Origin of the sequence: Tessaracoccus coleopterorum (assembly GCF_011174705.1) — a bacterium.
Classification (GTDB): domain Bacteria; phylum Actinomycetota; class Actinomycetes; order Propionibacteriales; family Propionibacteriaceae; genus Arachnia; species Arachnia coleopterorum.
Map to the genome: position 1 here is coordinate 1,686,580 of NZ_JAANIJ010000001.1, position 17,952 is coordinate 1,704,531.

A 17,952-nucleotide genomic window follows, 5' to 3' on the forward strand; every position below is an offset into this window, starting at 1 on the left:
TCCCGGGATACGGGGTGGCCGATGAGCGCCAACCTCGCCCTCGCGATCACGGCCGGCATCCTGGTCGCGGCCGGCGTCTACCTGCTGCTCGAGCGCTCGCTGACCCGCATCCTGCTCGGCGTCCTGCTCACCAGCAACGGCGTCAACATGTTATTCCTGATCGCCGCGGGCGAGCCTGGACGGCCCCCATCGTCGGGCTCGCCGCCGGCGACGTCTCCGATCCGCTCCCCAGGCGATGGTGCTGACCGCCATCGTGATCACGATGGCGGTGGCGGCCTTCGTGCTGACGTTGGCGTACCGCAGCTTCCAACTGCACGGACACGACGAGGTGGCTGACGACGTCGAGGACGCCCGCATCCGCGAGCTGGCCGAGGCCGACTTCGCGTCCGACTCCTACGAGGACACCTCCTTCTCCGACAGCGGCCGGGACGCGGTGAGCGAATGACGAACCTGCTTCCCGTTCCGGTCCTCCTCGCGATCTTCGGCGCGGCCGTCGCGCTGGCGCTGCCGCGCCGCCCGGGCGTGCAGCGCGTCGTCTCGGTGCTGAGCCTCACCGGCATCGTCGTGGTGGCCAGCGTCTTCATGTACTGGACCCACACGCACGGCTCGCTGGCCCTGTGGCTCGGAGGCTGGCCGGCCCCGCTCGGCATCGCGCTCGTCGTCGACCGGTTGAGCGCCCTGATGCTGCTGGTGGCATCCGTGGTGGCGCTGGCGGTCCTCGTCTTCGCCACCGGCCAGGACAAGGACGAGGTGCGCCGCGAGACACCGGTGTCGATCTTCCACCCGACGTTCCTGCTGCTCGTGGCGGGCGTGTCGAATGCCTTCCTGGCCGGTGACCTGTTCAACCTGTTCGTCGGCTTCGAGATCCTGCTCTTCGCCTCCTACGTGCTGCTGACGCTGGCGGAACGGCCGACCGGGTGCGGGCGGGCACCACGTACGTGATCGTGTCGCTGCTCAGCTCCTCGTTGTTCCTGATCGCGATCTCCGCCATCTACGCCGCCACGGGCACCGTCAACATGGCGCACCTGTCGGTGCGGTTGCGCGACCTCTCGTCGCCCGTGCAGCTGCTGCTCGAGGTGCTGCTGCTCGTGACGTTCGCGATCAAGGCTGCGGTGTTCCCGCTGTCCTCGTGGCTGCCCGACTCCTACCCGACGGCGCCGGCCCCGTCACCGCGGTGTTCGCGGGCCTGCTCACCAAGGTCGGCGTCTATGCCATCATCCGCACCGAGACGCTCCTGTTCCCGCTGCACACCGTCGACACGATCCTGCTCACGGCCGCGGGCCTCACCATGCTGATCGGCATCTTCGGCGCACTCGCGCAGGTTGAGATCAAGCGAATGCTGTCGTTCACCCTGATCAGCCACATCGGCTACATGATCTTCGGCATCGCACTGAACACCACCGAGGGCCTCGCGGCCACCATCTTCTACACGGCGCACCACATCACCATCCAGGCGACACTGTTCCTCGTCACCGGGCTCATCGAGCGCCGGGGAGGCACGTCCTCTCTGGAGGGCCTCGGCGGTCTGCTCAAGGTCGCCCCCTGCTCGCGTTCCTGTTCTTCGTTCCCGCCATGAACCTGGGCGGTATCCCGCCGCTGTCGGGGTTCATCGGAAAGCTCGGCCTGCTGCAGGCGGGTGCCGCCGTCGGCACCCCGCTCGCCTGGGCGGTGATCGCGGCGGGCGTCGTGACGAGCCTGTTGACGCTGATCGCGATGGTGAAGGTGTGGAACAGGGCGTTCTGGGGTGTGACCCCTTCCGAGCAGCGCAGGCAGGCGGCCATCGCAGCCAACCAGGATCCCGATGAGGTCGTCGACGACGATCCCCGGGTGATGCCCCGGTGCAGGTCGGGGCCACCATCGGTCTGATCCTGTTCGGGCTGGCACTGACGGTGTTCGCGGGTCCGCTGTACGAGTACGCGACCGCGGCCGCAGAGGCGCTGCGCGACGGTTCACTGGTCGCGGTCGTCCTACCGGAGGGGCTCCGATGACAAAGACGTACCCCGCGCGGCGCAGCGGATCGGGTTCCGCCCGATCTCCGTGCTCGGCATGACCGTGGTCTGGGTGATCCTCTGGGGAAGCATCTCCCCATGACGATCGCGTCGGGCGCCCTGCTGGGCTGGCTCGTGTCGGTGGTGTTCCCACTCCCGCCCATCCACTGGGAGGGACGCTTCCATCCGATCGGGTTCTTCAAGCTGGTCTGGCATCTGCTGCACGACCTCGTGCTGTCCTCGTTCCGGATGATCCAGCTCGCCTTCCAATGCAGGATCAACCTCAACGCGGGCATCGTCCGCGTCGACCTGGACAGCAACGACGACCTCTACCAGGTGCAGGTCGCCGAGCTGATCTCGCTCGTGCCCGGCACCGTCGTCGTTGAGGTCGTCCGGCACCCACGGCGCCTCTACCTGCACGCCCTCGACCTGGTGGGACCGGATCCGGTGGGCCGCATCCAGAAGATGACCCACGACGTCGAGGCCCGGGTGCTCAACGCGTTCGGGTCGGCGCAGGAGATCGCCGATTACAGGGCGGCGAGGGCGCGCGGAGAGGTCGGCGCCGAGGAGCTTCCCGAACTGGAGGTGGATGAGTCATGACGATCGCCATCCAGGTGGTGCTCTCCATCGCCGCGATCCTGCTGTTCACCGCGGCCATGATCGGCGTCAACCGCATCGCGGTGGGCCCGACCCAGCTGGACCGGTCGGTGGCCGCCGACCTCATAGTGGCCACGGTCGTGGCCGGGTTGGGGCTGTGGACCGTGTGGTCAGACCTGACGACCGAGCTGCTGATCCTCGTGCTGCTGTCGATGCTCGGCTTCACCAGTGCCGTCTCGATTGCGCGGATGGTCGGCGACCGGATGGCGTCGCGCCGGAGGTTCTCCCCACGAGACGACAGGATGACGACGCATGACCGACCAGATCTTCGACCTCATCGGTGCCCTGTTCGTGCTGGTGGGCGCCGGGCTCTGCTTCGGCGCGGCGGTGTCGCTGGTGCGGTTCCCCGATGTGCTCAGCAAGATGCACGCCATCACGAAGCCCCAGGTGCTCGGCCTGATCTGCATCACCGTGGGGATCACGTTCAGCATCCGCGCCTGGTGGGCCGTCGGGCTCGGCCTGCTCATCGTCGCGCTGCAGCTGATGACCTCGCCCGTGTCGGCGAGCATGGTGGCCCGCAGCGCGAGTCGCTCCGGCTTTGTCGATGAGGCGCACCTCAACGTCAACCACCTCGCAGACGACCTCGAGGAGATGGGCTACTCGCGCGACGGGCACTAGTGCCCGTCGCTGCGACCCGCCGACCAGCACAGGCACGCGCGGTTGCCCTGCCTGTCCTCCAGCACGCGGAACGTGCCCGTCTCCCGGGCGATCCTGCCCCGGCGGCCAGCGCGCCCTCGTGCGCGGCTCGATCTCCTCGGGCGGCAGCGTGACGTCGAGGTGGAACCGCTGACGGGGTGGCTCGTGCGGCTCGGAGTGCTGGAACCAGAACAGGGGCGCGATGCCGCGCGGATCGACCACCGCGTCGTCGCGCACGTTGCCCGGCCCGCCCGTGAGCACGACCGACCAGAAGTCGGCGATCCCGGCCACGTCCGTCGTGTCGAGGGCCACCTCGACGACCTGGGTCGATCCGGGGTCGGCCACCAGGCCGCGGGCCTCAGCGAGCCGGGTGATCTCGCGCGCGAGGTCGACATCGCGCTCGGTCACGCCCCCGAGTCGTGGGACGTGAGCACGATCCGCACGTCGGGGTAGGTGAGCGTCACGTCGGGGTGGTGGTCGGCCTCGTCGGCCACCACGGCGATGGCGGCGACGAACTCGGCGCCGGTCTCGAAGTCGCCCGTCACATACCTGGCATGGATGGCGTTGAGCAGCGTGCGCCAGTCACGGAGACCGGCCTCGAGGATCTGGGGGTTCGTGAGGCGTGTCATGGATCCACCCTGCAACGCCCCCGGCCGGTTGTCACGGTTTCCGGCGGATCAGTCGAGCAGCGCCCCGGCCAGCAGCTCGAGCCCCGGAGCTTCGCCGGCCAGGCGTCCGCCGGCTCACCCGGGTGGGCGCCCTGCACCGGATGGACCATGATCTCGTCGACCCCGAACTCATCGGCGGTGGTCCGGAGTTGGTCGGCGACCTGCCGCACGTCGCCGATCGCCCAGGTGTGCACCGCGGGCGCGATGACCTCGCGGAGCTCGGCGGAGAACACGCTGGAGACGTCGTCGCCGACGAGCCTTCCGCGCTCCAGCCTGCCGCCTGCGCGCAGGCTCGCCATGGCATGCATGTGCGGCTCTGCCAGCTTCCAGGCCTCTTCAGCGGTGTCTGCGACCGACACGTTGACCGTGACGAAGGTGCGCGGCACCGCACCGCCCCGGCCGGCCTGAACCCCTCGCGGTACAGCGCGAGGGCCCGCTCGGTGCCCGGCCGGAGAAGTGGTGGGCGAACACATACGGCAGGCCGAGGTCGGCCGCCAACTCCGCCGAGAAGTCACTGGAGCCGAGCAGCCAGACCTGCGGCACGGCCGCCAGGTCGGGGGCGGGGTGCATCGCGTAGGTCTGCCCGTGCCGGAGCCTGATCTCGGCACCGCCGGGCGAGAACAGCGTCAGGATGTCCCTGACGTTGGAGGGGAACTCCGCGACGGGGTCGGCGGGCCTTCCGTCGGGCCCACGTAGGTGCCGCCGTGGAGGTGCCCCGGATGGCGGCAGAGGTGATCGGGTCGGTGCCCGGCGCACGGCCGATGCCGAGGTCGATCCGGTCGCCGTAGACGGCGGTGAGCAGCGCGAACTGTTCGGCCACCGCGAGCGGTGAGTGGTTGGGCAACATCACGCCTCCCGACCCGAGGCGGATCTGTGAGGTGCCCTCGCCCAGGTACATCAGCTCGACCGCGGGCGACGTCGACGCCACCGACTCGGTGTTGTGGTGCTCGGCCACCCAGTATCGCGTGTAGCCGAGCCGATCCGCGGCCCGCACCATCGCCCTGCTCGCCCGCAGGGACTGCCCGCGCTCTGGCCGGTCCGGACGCTGATCAGGTCGAGCACTGAGAGTCGCATGGCCACCACGCTACCCGGGCGCCCCGACTTTGGAGGATAGTTTAGTTCTCAACTATCATGGTCGGGAACGCAACCTCTTCCCCGAAGGAACCAGATATGAAGATCGGCATCGTGCTCGGATCCATCCGCGAGGAACGCAACGGCACCTCCGTCGCCCACTGGGTCAGGGACAACGCGGCCACCCGGGGGACGCGACCTTCGACATCGTCGACCTCGCGAGCTTCGACGTCCCGCTCCTGACCGACTCCGTTATCCCCGCCGCCCGCGGCGGCGTCTACCCCGATGCCCGGGTGCAGGCGTTCGCCGACGCCATGGACGCCTTCGACGGCTACATCGTGGTGACCCCCGAGTACAACCACGGCATCCCCGGCGGCGTGAAGAACGCCTTCGACCACCTCGGCCCGGAACTCAACACCAAGCCCGTCGCCTTCGTGTCCTACGGCGCCGAGCGGGGGTCCGCGCCGTCGAGCAGTGGCGCCAGGTGGTCGCCAACTTCAACATGTTCGACATCCGCGCGCAGGTGACGCTCGACCTGTTCACCGACTTCGACGGCGACGGCGCGAACCCGGCCGAACGCAAGGCGGGCGAGCTCGTTTCGATGATCGACTCGCTCGTCCCGATCGCCGTGAAACTGGCCGCCTGAGCCTCCCCGACGCGCCCCGGCATCGCCTGGGGCGCGTCGGCATGTGCGAAGAGGTGGCCCCGAGGCCGATGCGGGGCCGGTTCCCGCGGGAAGCAAGGTAAGGTGACCCCCGTGACCAAGAGTGTGTTTATTGCCTCGTCGGAGCGGCAAGTCAGCAAGTCCTCCATCGCGCTGGGCGTGATCGACCTGTTCGCGCGCCAGGTGCGCTCGGTCGGGGTGTTCCGCCCGCTCGTCGCCTCCTCGGAGCATGACGCCGTCACCGAGGCGATGCTCTCCCAGAAGGGCGTGACCCAGTCGTTCGAGTCGGCGATCGGAGTCTCCTACGCCGAGTACGCCGACGATCCGGACGCCGCGATCGACACGATCGTCGCGAAGTACAGCGCCATCGCCGAGACCCGCGATGCCGTCGTGATCCTCGGGTCGGACTATGAGGACATCGACACCTCGTCCGAGTTGGCCCACAACGCCACCATCGCCGCCAACCTCAACTCGCCGGTGCTGTTCGTGTGCCGCGCCGAGGACCGCTCCGTCGAGCAGGTCCGTCGCGCCACCGAGGCCGCCATCGAGGCGCTCAACCAGCAGCACAACACGGTGATCGGCGTCATCGCGATGCACGCAGAGCCCTCCTCCGTCGAGGAACTGCGCGGTGCGCTCGGGTCGCTGGGCGAGGTCGCCGTCTCGGTGCTCCCCTTCAACGCGGTGCTGCGCGCCCCCTCCGTCGGCGACCAGTTCGACGCCGTCGACGCGGTCCAGTGGCTCGGCCAGGACGACTTCCGCCGCCACGAGTCGCTCCACACGCTCGTCGCGGGCATGACGCTGCCGAACCTCCTCACGAGGCTGAAGCGCGAGGCGACCGTCATCGTCCCCGCGGACCGCCTCGACCTGCTGCCCGGCCTCCTGATGGCCCACCGTTCCACCGACTACGGCCCGCTCGCCGCGCTCGTCCTCACCGGCGGGTTCGAGATCCCGGCGTCCGTGTCGAAGCTGTTCGCCGACTCCGCGATCGACCTGCCGATCGCCGTCACCCAGCGCGACACCTTCCCGACCGCCGTCGCCCTCCAGGCGATCCGCGGTACCTCGACCAGCTCGGCCCGCAAGATGGCCGAGTCGCGCACCCTCTTCTCGCAGCACGTCGACGAGACCGCCCTGCTGAAGGCGATCGACTTCCCGCGCACCGAGATCCGCACGCCCACCATGTTCGAGTACCAGATCATGCAGCAGGCGCGCGCGAACCGGCAGCGGATCGTGCTGCCGGAGGCCACCGACGACCGCATCCTCGAGGCGGCGGCGGTGGTGCTGCAACGCTCCGTCGCCGACCTGATCCTGCTGGGCGACAGCGCCCGGATCAGCCAGCGGGCCACCGAGCTCGGCCTCAACCTCAGCGAGGCCACCATCGTCAACCCCCACGACCCGGAACTGCTCGAGACGTTCGCGGCCGAGTACGCACGGCTGCGGGCCCACAAGCACGTCACGCTCGACCAGGCCCGCGACAAGCTGCGGGACCTGTCCTACTTCGGCACCATGATGGTGCACCAGGGGTTGGCCGACGGCATGGTCTCCGGCGCCATCAACACCACGGCCAACACCATCCGCCCGTCGCTCGAGTTCATCAAGACGATGCCCGGCGTCAGCGTGGTGTCCGGGTCGTTCCTGATGTGCATGAGCAACCGTGTGCTCGTCTACGCCGACTGCGCAGTCAACCCCGATCCCGATCCGTCGCAGCTGGCCGACGTGGCGATCTCGTCTGCCAGGACCGCCGTCGACTTCGGCATCGAGCCCCGCATCGCGATGCTGTCGTACTCGACGGGCGACTCCGGCTCCGGCGCCGACGTCGACAAGGTCCGCGAGGCGACGCGCATCGTGCGTGAGCGGGCGCCCGAGCTGAAGGTCGAGGGACCGATCCAGTTCGACGCCGCCGTCGACATGGTGGTGGCGCAGAAGAAGATGCCCGACTCCGAGGTGGCAGGCCGCGCGACGGTGTTCATCTTCCCGACCTCAACACCGGCAACAACACCTACAAGGCCGTCCAGCGCACCTCCGGCGCCGTCGCGATCGGTCCGGTCCTGCAGGGCCTCCGCAGACCGGTCAACGACCTTTCGCGTGGTGCGCTCGTCGACGACATCGTCTCGACGATCACCATCACGGCCATCCAGGCCCAGTCCGTCTAGCCCGAACCACTCCCGCGTACGGCGGGAGAGAGCTCCGCCGACGCGGCGCGCTCAAGTCGATAAAAGAACAGGAATGCCCATGTCGCAGCCGATCCTCCTCCTCAACTGTGGATCGTCGTCGATCAAGTACCAGTTGCTTGACCCGCACAACCCGGCCCGCAGGCGGTGGGGATCGTCCAGCGCATCGGGCAGGGCATGTCGACGATCGACCACGAGGTCGGCGACTCCGAGTACCACGAGGACGTCCGCTTCGCCGACCACACCGAGGCCGTCGCCGCCGTCGTGAAGATGTTCTCCGACCACGGCCCCAGCCTCGAGCACGTGGTGGCCGTCGGGCACCGCACCGTCCACGGCGGCTCCACCTTCGTCGAGTCGACCCTGATCGACGACGCAGTGGTCGCCAAGTTGGAGGAGCTCTCCGACCTGGCCCCTCTCCACAACCCGCCCGGCATCGCCGGGATCCGCGCCGCGCAGGCCGTCCTGCCGGACGTGCCGCACGTTGCCGTCTTCGACACCGCGTTCTTCTCGACGCTGCCTGCCGAGGCCTACACGTACGCCATCGACGCTGCCACCGCGGAGAAGTACGGCATCCGGAAGTACGGCTTCCACGGCACCTCGCACAGCTACGTGTCCAAGAAGGCCGCAGAGGTCCTCGGCCGGCCTCTCTCCGAGTTGAAGACGATCGTCTGCCACCTCGGCAACGGGCCTCGATCTCGGCGGTCGACGGCGGCGTCGCCATCGAGACGTCGATGGGCCTCACCCCGTTGCAGGGCCTCGTGATGGGCACCCGCTCCGGCGATGTCGATCCCGGCATCTCGAAGTACCTGAGCGTCGCGGCCGGCATGAACGCCGACGACGTCGACGACCTCTTGAACAAGCGCTCCGGCATGGGCGGCCTCTGCGGCTACACCGACATGCGCGACGTCAAGACCCAGATCGAGGCGGGCAACGAGCAGGTCAAGCTCGCGCTTGACGTGTACGTGCACCGCCTCGTCGGCTACATCGGTTCCTACATCGCCATCCTCGGCGGCGTCGACGCCCTTGTGTTCACAGCGGGCGTCGGCGAGAACGCCTCCCACGTGCGCGGCCCTGTCATCGAGCGCCTGAAGGCGCTCGGATTCGAGCTCGACGAGGGCGCGAACCTCGTCCGCTCGAAGGAACCCGCGACATCTCGACCCCGGAGTCGAAGGTGCGCATCCTTGTGATCCCCACCAACGAGGAGCTCGCGATGGCGCAGGAGACGCTCGAGGTCATCGGCACCCTCTCCTGACCCACCCGCGCAGAGGAGGCCCGGCACCCGCCGGGGCCTCCTCTGCGTTGCGGGCAGGGCACGGGTGGTGACCGCTGCGGTGCCGATGATTGTGCTGGCTGCACAACCCCGCCACACCCGCCTTGTCCGGGACGCACAATCCGGACAGGTGAGGCCCGTTCCGCTTGGGCAGCCAGCCGCGCGGTGGCGTACCTTAGAGTCCATGGCTTCAGCTTTGATCACGGGTGGCACGTCGGGCATCGGTCTTGCGTTCGCGCGGGAGTTGGCCGCACGCGGAACCGACCTCGTCCTGGTCGCCAGGGATGAGGCCGACTCCGGGAGACCGCCGCCGAGCTCACCGAGGTGCACGGCGTCGAGGTCGAGATCCTTCCCGCCGACCTCTCCGTCCGCGACGACGTGCTGCGTGTCGCCGCACGGCTCGAGGATTCGTCCCGTCCGGTGGAGTGGCTGGTCAACAACGCGGGCTTCGGGCTCCACTCCACGGTGCTCGACCCGGCCGACATCAACCTGCATGCGAAGGCCCTCGACGTCATGTGCCTTGCCGTCCTCATCCTCGGCGGCGCGGCCGGACGCGCCATGCGGGGCGCGGACACGGCCGCATCATCAACGTCGCGTCCTCCTCGGCCTCGATCTTCACGGGCAACTACTCGGCGATCAAGGCGTGGGCCCGCACGTACTCCACCGCGCTGGCTCTCGAGTTACACGGCACCGGGTCACCGTCACGGGTCTGCTGCCCGGCTGGGTGAAGACCGAGTTCCACGAGCGGGCCGGCATCAACTCGAGCAAGCTGCCCGGAATCGTCTGGATCGACCCGGACAAGCTGGTCCGCACCGCCATCGACGACGCCGAGAAGGGTCGGATCGAGTCGGTTCCCGACTGGAAGTGGCGGGCGGCCATGTTTGTGGCCGACCACGGCCCCGAGGCGTCACGCGGCTGGTCTCCCGCCTGCTGACCGCCTCGCGGAAGCACCACTGATGTCGCGTGAGCTTGAGCCGGACAACAGCCGGTATACGTCGAAGCTGCAGGCGACAACGCGGCAGACCGCGCAGCTTCTCCTCCTCAAGCCCGCGCTGAGCAGGCTCCTCAAGATCCGCGTCCACGGCCTCGCGAACCTCGACGGCCTCGAGGGCGCATTCGCCGTGTACGGCAACCACTCGTCGCACCTGGACGCCCCCTGATCCTGTGCTCGCTGCCGAATCGGCTGTCGCGTTACGTCGCCACCGGCGCGGCGGGCGACTTCTTCTTCGGCAACTGGGCCAAGTCGATCTCGATGTCCCTGTTCATGAACGCATTCGCCATCGACCGGGGCAAGGGTGGGAAGGGGCGACGCGGTATGGCCGGGCATCTGCTCGCCGACGGCGTCCCGATCCTCCTGTTCCCGAGGGGACCCGGTCCCGGACCGGCGCCATGGGCCCGTTCATTCCCGGCGTCGCATCCCTGTGCGTCTCGCGCGGCGTGCCCGCCCTGCCGGTGGCGCTGGTGGGGCCTACGAGGCCTGGCCTTCCAATCAGAAGAACCTGCCGAAGGGTCGGCCCGAGGTGCACGTCGTGTTCGGGCGGCCCTTGACCCCTACCCGGGGGAGATCGCACTCGAGTTCAACGAGCGGATGCGCCGCCATCTGCTGGAACTCCACGACACGACGGCCCGGGCATACGGTAAGAAGACCCTTGCAGAGTACGCGCGGACCGTGGCGCTCAAGAAGGCGGAACGCACCGAGATTGCTTCCCTGGTCGAGGACGCCAAGGAGCAGGCAGACAAGCAGGAGGACAGATGATCGAGGGCGTCAAGCAGCAGAAGTGGTGGGGCTGGGGTGAAGAGGGTCACGCCTACCGCTACGAGGACAAGCCCAAGTTCGTGCCGTTCGTGAAGAAGATGGTCGGGATCGACATCACCACGACGGCGCAGCCGGTTCCCCGCTTCTCATCCCTGACGGTGCCCGCCTCCCAGCTGGGCGAGGGGCTCCGTGACACGTTCGTCTCCATCCTGGGCGAGCGCTACGTCCAGACCGACGACGAGACGCGCGTGGTGCACGCCTACGGCAAGGGGGTGCGCGACCTGATCCGTGTGCGCAACGGCAAGCTGGGCCGTGTTCCCGACGTCGTGCTCTACCCCGGCGACCAGGGCCAGGTTGAGCGGCTCCTCGATGCCGCCGTCGCCGCCGACGCGGTCGTGATCCCGTTCGGTGGCGGCTCCAACATCGTCGCGGCCCTGGAGGCCGAGCCGGGCGAGACCCGCCAGGTCGTCTCGGTGAACATGGGCCGCCTCAACAAGGTGCTGGAGATCGACGAGGTCTCCGGCCTCGCGCACATCCAGGCAGGCGTGTTCGGCCCGACATGGAGGACCAGCTCAACGCGCGTGGTTGGACCATGGGGCACCACCCGACTCCTTCGTCTGGTCCACACTGGGCGGCTGGATCGCGACGCGCAGCTCCGGCATGCAGTCCGACAAGTACGGCGACATCGCAGACATCGCACGCGGCCTCACGATGGTGATGCCGGGCCAGGTGCTCACCCTGCGTCCGCTCCCTCGTCCTCGTCAGGCCCGAGCGTCCGCGAGATGGTGCTCGGCTCCGAGGGCGCCTCGGGATCATCACCTCGGCTTGGGTCAACGTGCACCGCATCCCCGAGGTCCGCGAGATCCAGGCCTACTTCTACGCCACCTACGAGGACGGGCTGAAGGCCTGCGAGCAGATCGTCGCCTCCGACGCCTCGGTCATGATGGCCCGTGTCTCCGATGCGATCGAGACGCAGTACATCATGGCCAACGGCAAGAAGTCGGGCAAGGTGTCATCCCTGGTCAGCAAGGGCATCCAGAAGGTCATGCTGCAGAAGGGCTGGGACCTCGAGAACATCGCGATGAGCTTCGTCGGGTTCGAGGGCAGCGCCAACCACGTGCGCTACGAGAAGGGCCTCGTCGGCAAGATCGTGCGGGCGAACGGTGGCCTCGGCGTCGGTAAGGGCCCCGGCACCCTGTACGACCAGAAGAAGTACGACACCCCTACATCCGTGACTTCATGCTCGACCGAGGCCTGATCTGCGACGTCTCCGAGACGACGACGCCCTGGGCGTACGCCGCCGAGATCCACGAGCGCATCGTCGAGCGGTTCGAGGAGAAGATGCAGGAACTCGGCGTGCGCGGCGTCGTGTTCTGCCACCTCAGCCACTCGTACCACTCGGGCGCCTGTCAGTACTTCACCTTCGCCATCGCGGACGACTCCGACAACCAGGAGGCGACCTACGACGCCGCGAAGCGGGTCATCCAGGACTCCTTCATGGACTTCCACGGGACGGTCTCGCACCACCACGGCGTGGGCGAGGAGCACAGCCCGTGGATGGATCGCGACATCTCCCCGGCAGGCGTGTTCATTCAGCGCAAGCTGTTCGAGGGGTCGACCCCGGCAACAACCTGAACCCCGGCAAGATCGTCCACGACGGGGCCCGGGCGTCTCGTCGAACTCCGTCGACGTGTGAGGTGAGGGGTGGGCACGCCGGTAGACTCGCCGGCATGCTCACCGTGCTCTCCCCGCGAAGTCCCTCGACTACGAGTCGAAGCTGCCGACCAGGAAGCACTCCGAACCCAGGCTGCTGACGCAGTCCGAGGGACTCATCGAGATCATGCGGACCAGGTCGCCCGCGGACATCTCGAAGCTGATGCACATCTCCGACGACCTTGCGCACCTCAACGCGACGCGTTACGCGCAGTGGTCGCGCGAGCACACCCCCGCCACCGCGCGTCAGGCGGTGCTCGCGTTCAACGGTGACGTCTACCAGGGCTTCAGGCGTCGACGTTCGAGGCCCGCGACTTCACCGACGCGCAGAAGACGCTGCGCATCCTGTCGGGTCTGTACGGCCTGCTGCGCCCGCTGGACCTCATCGCCCCGTACCGCCTGGAGATGGGCACGAAACTGGCCACCGGCCGCGGTGCGAACCTGTACGACTGGTGGGGTCATCAGGTGACCGACCTGCTCGCACGGGACCTGGAGGCCTCCCCGGCTCCCCGGTGCTGATCAACCTCGCCAGCTTCGAGTACTCCAAGGTGATCGACCGCGAACGTCTCGGCGCGCGGGTGATCTCGCCGCGCTTCGAGGACCGGGACGCGTCGGGTCGGCCCCGGATCGTCAGCTTCTACGCGAAGCGCGCGCGCGGCACCATGGCCGGCTGGTTGGTCCGCAACCGGGTCCGCACCGCCTCCCACCTGAGCGACTTCGACGGCGACGGCTACGCCTTCGACGAGGCCCGCTCGACCCGCGACGAGCCGGTCTTCGTCCGCTGAGACCGGCGCGCCAGGTCACTCAGAGGCCACCCAGCATCGCGAAGATGAAGATGAAGTAGATCACGTAGAAGATGATCGCCAGCGAGAACCCGATGATGCTGAGGATGCCGAACACCTTGCCGAGCGTGTAGCCCGTCTTCAACTGCCCTGCCCACTGGTACGGGGCACCCGCCTGGATCTCCTTCCGGGCCTGCCCGCCCATGTACCAGGCCACGAACGCCGTGATGCCCGTGAAGATGCCGAGGATTCCCAGGATGAAGACGAGCTGGCTCTGCGGGTGCTCCACGTTCTGGTAGCCGTACGGCTGCTGGTAGGGCTGCATCACGTAGCCCTGCTGCTGCATGCCGTAGGGCTGCTGGAGCGGGGCGTGGCGTAGCCCTGCTGGGGTAGCCGTACTGCGGGCCGTCGGCTCGCCGTAGCCCTGCGGCCGCGCCTGATAGGGGGACGGGAGGAGTAGGGCGCCTGCCCGTAGCCGGAGTGCTCACCGGGCCGGAAATCGGGCTGCTGATCGGACATCGTGTGTTCTCACCTTCCCAGGGTGTGGTTGCAAAGTGTCTCACGGTGGAGCGCGGGAAACGGAAAACGGGCCGGGCGTCTCAGGAACGCCCGACCCGTATTCGCTTGTCGACTGCGGATCAGCCCATCGTGGCGGCGCCGAGGCCCGCGATGATCGCGAAGATGATGAACGCGATGTAGAGGGCGAAGAACACGATGTAGATGATCGAGAACACCTTGCCGAGCGTGTAGCCGGTCTTGAGCTTCGTGCCCTCCCAGCCGTAGGGCGCACCCGCGTCGATCTCCTTCTTCGCCTGGTTGCCCATGTACCACGCGATGAACGACACGATGCCGACGAAGATGCCGACGATGCCGAGGATGAAGACCGTCTGAGTCTGGGGTGCTCCTGCACGCCGTATCCGCCGGCGGCGCCGTACGCCGGAGGCTGCTGGCCGTACGCCGGAGGCTGCTGGCCGTACGCCGGAGGCTGCTGGCCGTACGCCGGGGCTGCTGGCCGTACGCCGGGGCTGCTGGCCGTAGGCCGGGGGCTGCTCGCCGTAGCCGAGGTTCGGGGACTGCTGCGGGTCAGGCTGGCCGTAGCCACCGGGCTGAGTCATGTCGTCTCCTGTCAGAGGTTCGTTGCGTGACGATTGTGGGGATGCATCGGGTCAACCGCAATAGCCCTCTCGAAAACAGGCCTAGAGGCCCGACGACATCATGAGCATGACGAACCCCACGAAGAGCACCATCAGGACGGTGTAGATGATCCCGAAGATCCATCCCACCATGGCCAGGCCGGAGAACTTGTAGGGGGCGCCGTTGGCGATCTCACGCCGCGCTCTGGAGCCCAGGTACCAGGCGATCGGCGCGGTGACCCAGACGGCCAGGCTCGCGATCCCGAGGCCGAAGATCGCGCCGGTGTTCGGATGGTCCGGAACCACCGGGTACGAGTACGGGTACGGCTGCTGGTACGGCACTACGTTGGGCTGGTAGCCGTAGGCAGGGACCCGTAGGGCTGCTGGCCGTAACCCTGCGGCGGCCCGGCCTGCGGATAGGGGGCATGGACCGGCGCTGGCGCGGGGCGGCTTCCCTCATCCACGATCGGCGCCGGGGTCGGCGTGAGGTACCCCTCGTCGTAGACGCTCGGGGCGGGTTCCAGCGCGTCGTAGGCCGAGGCGAAATCGGGGCCGCTGGTCGGAGCGGGCGTCGCCTCCACGGGTGCGTCCTCCCGGGTCCCGTAGTCGGGGCTCAGGTAGTTCGGCCCGTAGGACTCGCGCTCTGACGACATCTCCCACCTCCAGATCGGTACGTCCCACCAAGTGTAGGCCGGACCCGGCACACCTCCCGGCGCGTGGCACCGGGAGGTGTGGAGCGGGTGCGTCAGCGGGCGTTCAGCACCGCGCGCGCCGCCGCGAACCGGGCGATCGGCACCCGGAACGGCGAGCAGGACACGTAGTCGAGGCCCACCGAGTTGAAGAACTCGATGGAGTCCGGGTCGCCGCCGTGTTCACCGCAGACGCCGCACTTGAGGCCGGCTTGGCACCGCGGCCCCTCTCGACGCCGATCGAGACGAGCTGGCCGACACCGTCGACGTCGATCGACTCGAACGGGTTGCGCTCCAACACGTGGTCCATCACGTAGCTGGTCAGGAAGCCGTTCTCCGCGTCGTCGCGGGAGATGCCGATGGCCGTCTGCGTCAGGTCGTTGGTGCCGAAGGAGAAGAAGTCGGCGTGGCCCGCGATCTGGTCGGCGACCAGCGCCGCGCGGGGCAGCTCAATCATCGTGCCGACCGTGTAGTCCAGCCTCCTGCCCGCCTTCGTGAGCTCGTCCTCGACGGCCGCCACCACGATGGCGCGCTGCGTCTCGAGCTCCTGGCTGAGAGCGACCAACGGGATCATGATCTCGACCCCGACCGTCTCGCCCTCCCGCTCGAGGACCGCTAGCGCCGCGCGGATGATGGCCCGCGCCTGCATCTCGGGGATCTCCGGGTAGAGCATCGCGAGCCGCACGCCGCGGGTGCCGAGCATCGGGTTCATCTCGTTGAGCTTCTTGACCTGGGCCAGGGTCTGGCGCGCGTCGGCCAGTTCCTGCCCTCTGCACCCTGCAGTTCGAGCCGCTGGACGAGCAGCGACTGCTCCACCAGGTTCGGCAGGAACTCGTGCAGCGGCGGATCGAGCAGCCGCACGGTGACGGGGAGCCCCTTCATGGCCGTGAAGATGCCCTCGAAGTCGACCTGCTGCATGGGCAGGATCTCGGCGAGGGCCGCGGCCCGTTGGTCCGGGTTCTCCGCGAGGATCATCTTGCGCACGGCGGGAAGGCGGTCCTGTGCCATGAACATGTGCTCGGTCCGGCAGAGCCCGATGCCCTCCGCGCCGAGCTCCCGGGCCTTGGTGGCATCGTCGAAGTTGTCGGCGTTGGCCCTGACTCCGAGGCGACGGACGCCGTCGGCCCACTCGACGAGGCGGGTGAAGTCCTCGTTGATCTGCGGCGGGATGAGGTCGAGCGCCTCACCGTAGACCTTGCCCGTCGAGCCGTCGAGGGTCATCACGTCGCCCTCGCGGTAGACGTTGTCGCCGATCGTGAGCGTCCGGGCCACGGGGTCGATCCTGATGCCCGCGGCGCCCGCGACGCACGGCTTGCCCATGCCGCGCGCCACCACGGCCGCGTGCGACGTCATGCCGCCGTGCGCCGTCAGGATGCCCTGCGCCACGATGACGCCGTGGATGTCGTCGGGTGTTGTCTCGAAGCGGACCAGGATCACCGGTTCACCACGCTCGCCGCGCTCGGCGGCGGTGTCGGCGTCGAAGACGATCTCGCCGACGGCGGCACCGGGAGAGGCGGGCAGGCCGGAGGCGACCGGGGTGCGGCCGTGGTTCGGATCGATGGCCGGGTGGAGGAGCTGGTCCAGCTGGGCCGGTTCGATGCGCAGCAGCGCCTCCTCCTTCGTGATCACGCCCTCGTCCACGAGGTCGGAGGCCACCTTCAGCGCCGCGGCCGCGGTGCGCTTGCCGTTGCGGGTCTGCAACAGGTAGAGCTTGCCGTCCTCGACGGTGAACTCCATGTCCTGCATGTCCTTGTAGTGCTGCTCCATCTTGTGCATGGTGTCGATCAGCTGGCCGTACGCCTCGGGCAGCACGGCCTCCATCTCACCCAGCGGGTTCGGGTGCGGATGCCCGCGACCACGTCCTCGCCCTGCGCGTTGACGAGGAACTCGCCGTAGAGGGCCCGCTCGCCGGTGGAGGGGTTACGGGTGAAGCAGACGCCCGTGGCCGAGGTGTCGCCCGGTTCCCGAACACCATCTGCATGATGTTGACGGCCGTGCCGAGGCTGGCGGGGATGTTGTTCGCGCGGCGGTACACCTCTGCGCGGGGGTTCTGCCACGACTTGAACACGGCGTTGACGGCGCGGTTCAGCTGCTCACGCGGGTCCGAGGTCCACTCGCCGCCAAGCGCCTCGTTGGCGATGTCCTTGAAGGTGGCGACCAGTTCCTTCAGGTCGTCGGCGGTCAGGTCGGTGTCGTTCGCGACGCCGCGGTCGTGCTTGAGCGCGCTCAGGGCATCCTCGAAGGCGTGCGAGGGGATCCCCTCCACGACCTCGCCGTACATCTGGATGAAGCGGCGGTAGCAGTCCCAGGCGAAGCGCTCGTTGCCGAACTCCTCACCGAGCGCGACCACGGACTCATCCGAGATGCCCAGGTTGAGGATCGTGTCCATCATGCCCGGCATGGAGAACACGGCACCGGAGCGGACCGAGACGAGCAACGGCCTGTCCGCCGCCCCAACCTGCGCCCTGTGCGTTCCTCGAGCCGGGCGAGGCCTTCGGCGATCTGGTCGGCAAGGCCGTCCGGCCATTGCCCGCCGTTGTTCATGGTCTCTACGCACGCCGTCGTGGTGACTGTGAACGCGTCGGGGACCGGAACTCCGACCCTGTTCATCTCGGCAACGCCCGCGCCCTTGCCCCGAGCAGGGACTTCATGGTGGCATCGCCGTCGGCAAGGTCGTAGATGTAACGAACGTCACTCATAGTGGGGAATCTCCTTTGACTGCCCAAGGACACCTCTGTCCTCTTGCCCAGAGCCTAG

21 protein-coding genes and 10 pseudogenes are annotated in these 17,952 nt (G+C 68.3%); 21 read left to right on the top strand and 10 right to left on the bottom strand.

Features of this window, described 5'->3' with window-relative positions:
• Window positions 1-21 precede the first annotated feature (21 nt).
• The 8 genes and pseudogenes from G7085_RS34790 (at window position 22) to mnhG (ending at window position 3,263) form a co-directional block, all read left to right on the top strand.
• Window positions 22-336 carry an NADH-quinone oxidoreductase subunit K gene (locus G7085_RS34790; protein WP_408647204.1) on the top strand — a complete coding sequence of 105 codons (315 nt, stop codon included), beginning with the start codon at window positions 22-24 and terminating at the stop codon, window positions 334-336.
• The gene (locus G7085_RS30185; RefSeq protein ID WP_197513067.1) at window positions 236-445 is read left to right on the top strand and encodes an NADH-quinone oxidoreductase subunit K; all 210 of its coding nucleotides are present in this window, start codon (window positions 236-238) and stop codon (window positions 443-445) included. The genes G7085_RS34790 and G7085_RS30185 overlap by 101 nt, the downstream gene beginning before the upstream one ends.
• Entirely contained in the window at window positions 442-942 is a 501-nt protein-coding gene (locus tag G7085_RS25595; RefSeq protein WP_231979422.1) for a proton-conducting transporter membrane subunit, read from the top strand. Before G7085_RS30185 ends, G7085_RS25595 begins: the two co-directional genes overlap by 4 nt.
• Before the next feature lie 2 nt (window positions 943-944).
• A pseudogene (locus G7085_RS25600) lies at window positions 945-1,866 on the top strand (proton-conducting transporter transmembrane domain-containing protein).
• Complete coding sequence (locus G7085_RS10870; RefSeq protein ID WP_197510964.1) at window positions 1,839-1,988, top strand: hypothetical protein; 150 nt, start codon at window positions 1,839-1,841, stop codon at window positions 1,986-1,988. Before G7085_RS25600 ends, G7085_RS10870 begins: the two are co-directional and overlap by 28 nt.
• Window positions 1,989-2,087: 99 nt before the next feature.
• Window positions 2,088-2,588: a Na+/H+ antiporter subunit E gene (locus G7085_RS10875; RefSeq protein WP_197510965.1), complete on the top strand. Its 501-nt coding sequence runs from the start codon at window positions 2,088-2,090 to the stop codon at window positions 2,586-2,588.
• A gap of 56 nt (window positions 2,589-2,644) precedes the next feature.
• Window positions 2,645-2,824, top strand: a pseudogene (locus G7085_RS34795) (monovalent cation/H+ antiporter complex subunit F); the annotation flags it as partial.
• Window positions 2,825-2,897: 73 nt separating this feature from the next.
• Window positions 2,898-3,263, top strand: coding sequence for a monovalent cation/H(+) antiporter subunit G (mnhG, locus tag G7085_RS10885; protein ID WP_197510966.1), 366 nt, complete (start codon window positions 2,898-2,900; stop codon window positions 3,261-3,263).
• A gap of 189 nt (window positions 3,264-3,452) precedes the next feature.
• Here the strand turns inward: mnhG and G7085_RS34800 are convergent.
• From G7085_RS34800 to G7085_RS10905, 4 genes and pseudogenes are all read right to left on the bottom strand, one after another.
• Window positions 3,453-3,689 (bottom strand): annotated as a pseudogene (locus tag G7085_RS34800) (4a-hydroxytetrahydrobiopterin dehydratase); the annotation flags it as partial.
• Window positions 3,686-3,910, bottom strand: coding sequence for a 4a-hydroxytetrahydrobiopterin dehydratase (locus tag G7085_RS10895; RefSeq protein ID WP_197510967.1), 225 nt, complete (start codon window positions 3,908-3,910; stop codon window positions 3,686-3,688). The gene G7085_RS10895 and the pseudogene G7085_RS34800, both read right to left, overlap by 4 nt.
• On the bottom strand, window positions 3,907-4,335 hold the full coding sequence (locus G7085_RS10900) for an LLM class flavin-dependent oxidoreductase (RefSeq protein ID WP_197510968.1): 429 nt from the start codon (window positions 4,333-4,335) through the stop codon (window positions 3,907-3,909). Before G7085_RS10900 ends, G7085_RS10895 begins: the two co-directional genes overlap by 4 nt.
• Before the next feature lie 125 nt (window positions 4,336-4,460).
• Complete coding sequence (locus G7085_RS10905; protein ID WP_197510969.1) at window positions 4,461-4,946, bottom strand: LLM class flavin-dependent oxidoreductase; 486 nt, start codon at window positions 4,944-4,946, stop codon at window positions 4,461-4,463.
• Between the two features lie 134 nt (window positions 4,947-5,080).
• Between G7085_RS10905 and G7085_RS25610 the strand changes: the two genes are divergently transcribed.
• The 13 genes and pseudogenes from G7085_RS25610 (at window position 5,081) to yaaA (ending at window position 13,376) form a co-directional block, all read left to right on the top strand.
• Window positions 5,081-5,263 (top strand): hypothetical protein, encoded by a 183-nt coding sequence (locus G7085_RS25610; RefSeq protein WP_231980822.1) that lies wholly within the window; start codon window positions 5,081-5,083, stop codon window positions 5,261-5,263.
• Window positions 5,260-5,547, top strand: a complete 288-nt coding sequence (locus tag G7085_RS10910; protein WP_331715971.1) for an NADPH-dependent FMN reductase — start codon at window positions 5,260-5,262, stop codon at window positions 5,545-5,547. The genes G7085_RS25610 and G7085_RS10910 overlap by 4 nt, the downstream gene beginning before the upstream one ends.
• The gene (locus tag G7085_RS10915) at window positions 5,523-5,666 is read left to right on the top strand and encodes a hypothetical protein (protein ID WP_197510971.1); all 144 of its coding nucleotides are present in this window, start codon (window positions 5,523-5,525) and stop codon (window positions 5,664-5,666) included. The genes G7085_RS10910 and G7085_RS10915 overlap by 25 nt, the downstream gene beginning before the upstream one ends.
• A 111-nt stretch (window positions 5,667-5,777) precedes the next feature.
• Complete coding sequence (gene pta, locus G7085_RS10920) at window positions 5,778-8,120, top strand: phosphate acetyltransferase (RefSeq protein ID WP_456300396.1); 2,343 nt, start codon at window positions 5,778-5,780, stop codon at window positions 8,118-8,120.
• A pseudogene (locus G7085_RS10925) lies at window positions 8,030-9,039 on the top strand (acetate/propionate family kinase). The gene pta and the pseudogene G7085_RS10925 overlap by 91 nt, the downstream one beginning before the upstream one ends.
• A 267-nt stretch (window positions 9,040-9,306) precedes the next feature.
• Window positions 9,307-10,079, top strand: a pseudogene (locus G7085_RS10930) (SDR family NAD(P)-dependent oxidoreductase).
• Window positions 10,079-10,878: pseudogene (locus tag G7085_RS10935) on the top strand (lysophospholipid acyltransferase family protein). Before G7085_RS10930 ends, G7085_RS10935 begins: the two co-directional pseudogenes overlap by 1 nt.
• A 98-nt stretch (window positions 10,879-10,976) precedes the next feature.
• A pseudogene (locus tag G7085_RS30190) lies at window positions 10,977-11,417 on the top strand (FAD-binding protein); the annotation flags it as partial.
• Between the two features lie 46 nt (window positions 11,418-11,463).
• A pseudogene (locus G7085_RS30195) lies at window positions 11,464-11,544 on the top strand (hypothetical protein); the annotation flags it as partial.
• Window positions 11,545-11,713: 169 nt separating this feature from the next.
• The gene (locus G7085_RS30200; protein WP_197510973.1) at window positions 11,714-12,136 is read left to right on the top strand and encodes an FAD-linked oxidase C-terminal domain-containing protein; all 423 of its coding nucleotides are present in this window, start codon (window positions 11,714-11,716) and stop codon (window positions 12,134-12,136) included.
• Window positions 12,118-12,513 carry an FAD-linked oxidase C-terminal domain-containing protein gene (locus G7085_RS30205; RefSeq protein WP_197510974.1) on the top strand — a complete coding sequence of 132 codons (396 nt, stop codon included), beginning with the start codon at window positions 12,118-12,120 and terminating at the stop codon, window positions 12,511-12,513. The genes G7085_RS30200 and G7085_RS30205 overlap by 19 nt, the downstream gene beginning before the upstream one ends.
• A 172-nt stretch (window positions 12,514-12,685) precedes the next feature.
• Window positions 12,686-13,110, top strand: a pseudogene (locus G7085_RS30210) (YaaA family protein).
• On the top strand, window positions 13,104-13,376 hold the full coding sequence (gene yaaA, locus G7085_RS30215; RefSeq protein ID WP_331715618.1) for a peroxide stress protein YaaA: 273 nt from the start codon (window positions 13,104-13,106) through the stop codon (window positions 13,374-13,376). Before G7085_RS30210 ends, yaaA begins: the two are co-directional and overlap by 7 nt.
• A gap of 19 nt (window positions 13,377-13,395) precedes the next feature.
• Here yaaA and G7085_RS10960 read toward each other — a convergent pair whose 3' ends face one another.
• The 6 genes and pseudogenes from G7085_RS10960 to ppdK all read right to left on the bottom strand — a co-directional run bounded on the left by G7085_RS10960 (window position 13,396) and on the right by ppdK (window position 17,894).
• A complete protein-coding gene (locus tag G7085_RS10960) occupies window positions 13,396-13,719 on the bottom strand; it encodes a hypothetical protein (RefSeq protein ID WP_197510975.1) in 324 nt (107 codons plus the stop codon).
• The gene (locus G7085_RS10965; RefSeq protein ID WP_197510976.1) at window positions 13,698-13,892 is read right to left on the bottom strand and encodes a hypothetical protein; all 195 of its coding nucleotides are present in this window, start codon (window positions 13,890-13,892) and stop codon (window positions 13,698-13,700) included. Before G7085_RS10965 ends, G7085_RS10960 begins: the two co-directional genes overlap by 22 nt.
• 119 nt (window positions 13,893-14,011) lie before the next feature.
• Window positions 14,012-14,488: a hypothetical protein gene (locus G7085_RS10970; protein ID WP_197510977.1), complete on the bottom strand. Its 477-nt coding sequence runs from the start codon at window positions 14,486-14,488 to the stop codon at window positions 14,012-14,014.
• Between the two features lie 81 nt (window positions 14,489-14,569).
• The gene (locus tag G7085_RS10975; RefSeq protein ID WP_197510978.1) at window positions 14,570-14,848 is read right to left on the bottom strand and encodes a DUF4190 domain-containing protein; all 279 of its coding nucleotides are present in this window, start codon (window positions 14,846-14,848) and stop codon (window positions 14,570-14,572) included.
• On the bottom strand, window positions 14,848-15,159 hold the full coding sequence (locus G7085_RS10980; RefSeq protein WP_197510979.1) for a hypothetical protein: 312 nt from the start codon (window positions 15,157-15,159) through the stop codon (window positions 14,848-14,850). The genes G7085_RS10975 and G7085_RS10980 overlap by 1 nt, the downstream gene beginning before the upstream one ends.
• A 92-nt stretch (window positions 15,160-15,251) precedes the next feature.
• Window positions 15,252-17,894, bottom strand: a pseudogene (gene ppdK / locus G7085_RS10985) (pyruvate, phosphate dikinase).
• Window positions 17,895-17,952 lie beyond the last annotated feature (58 nt).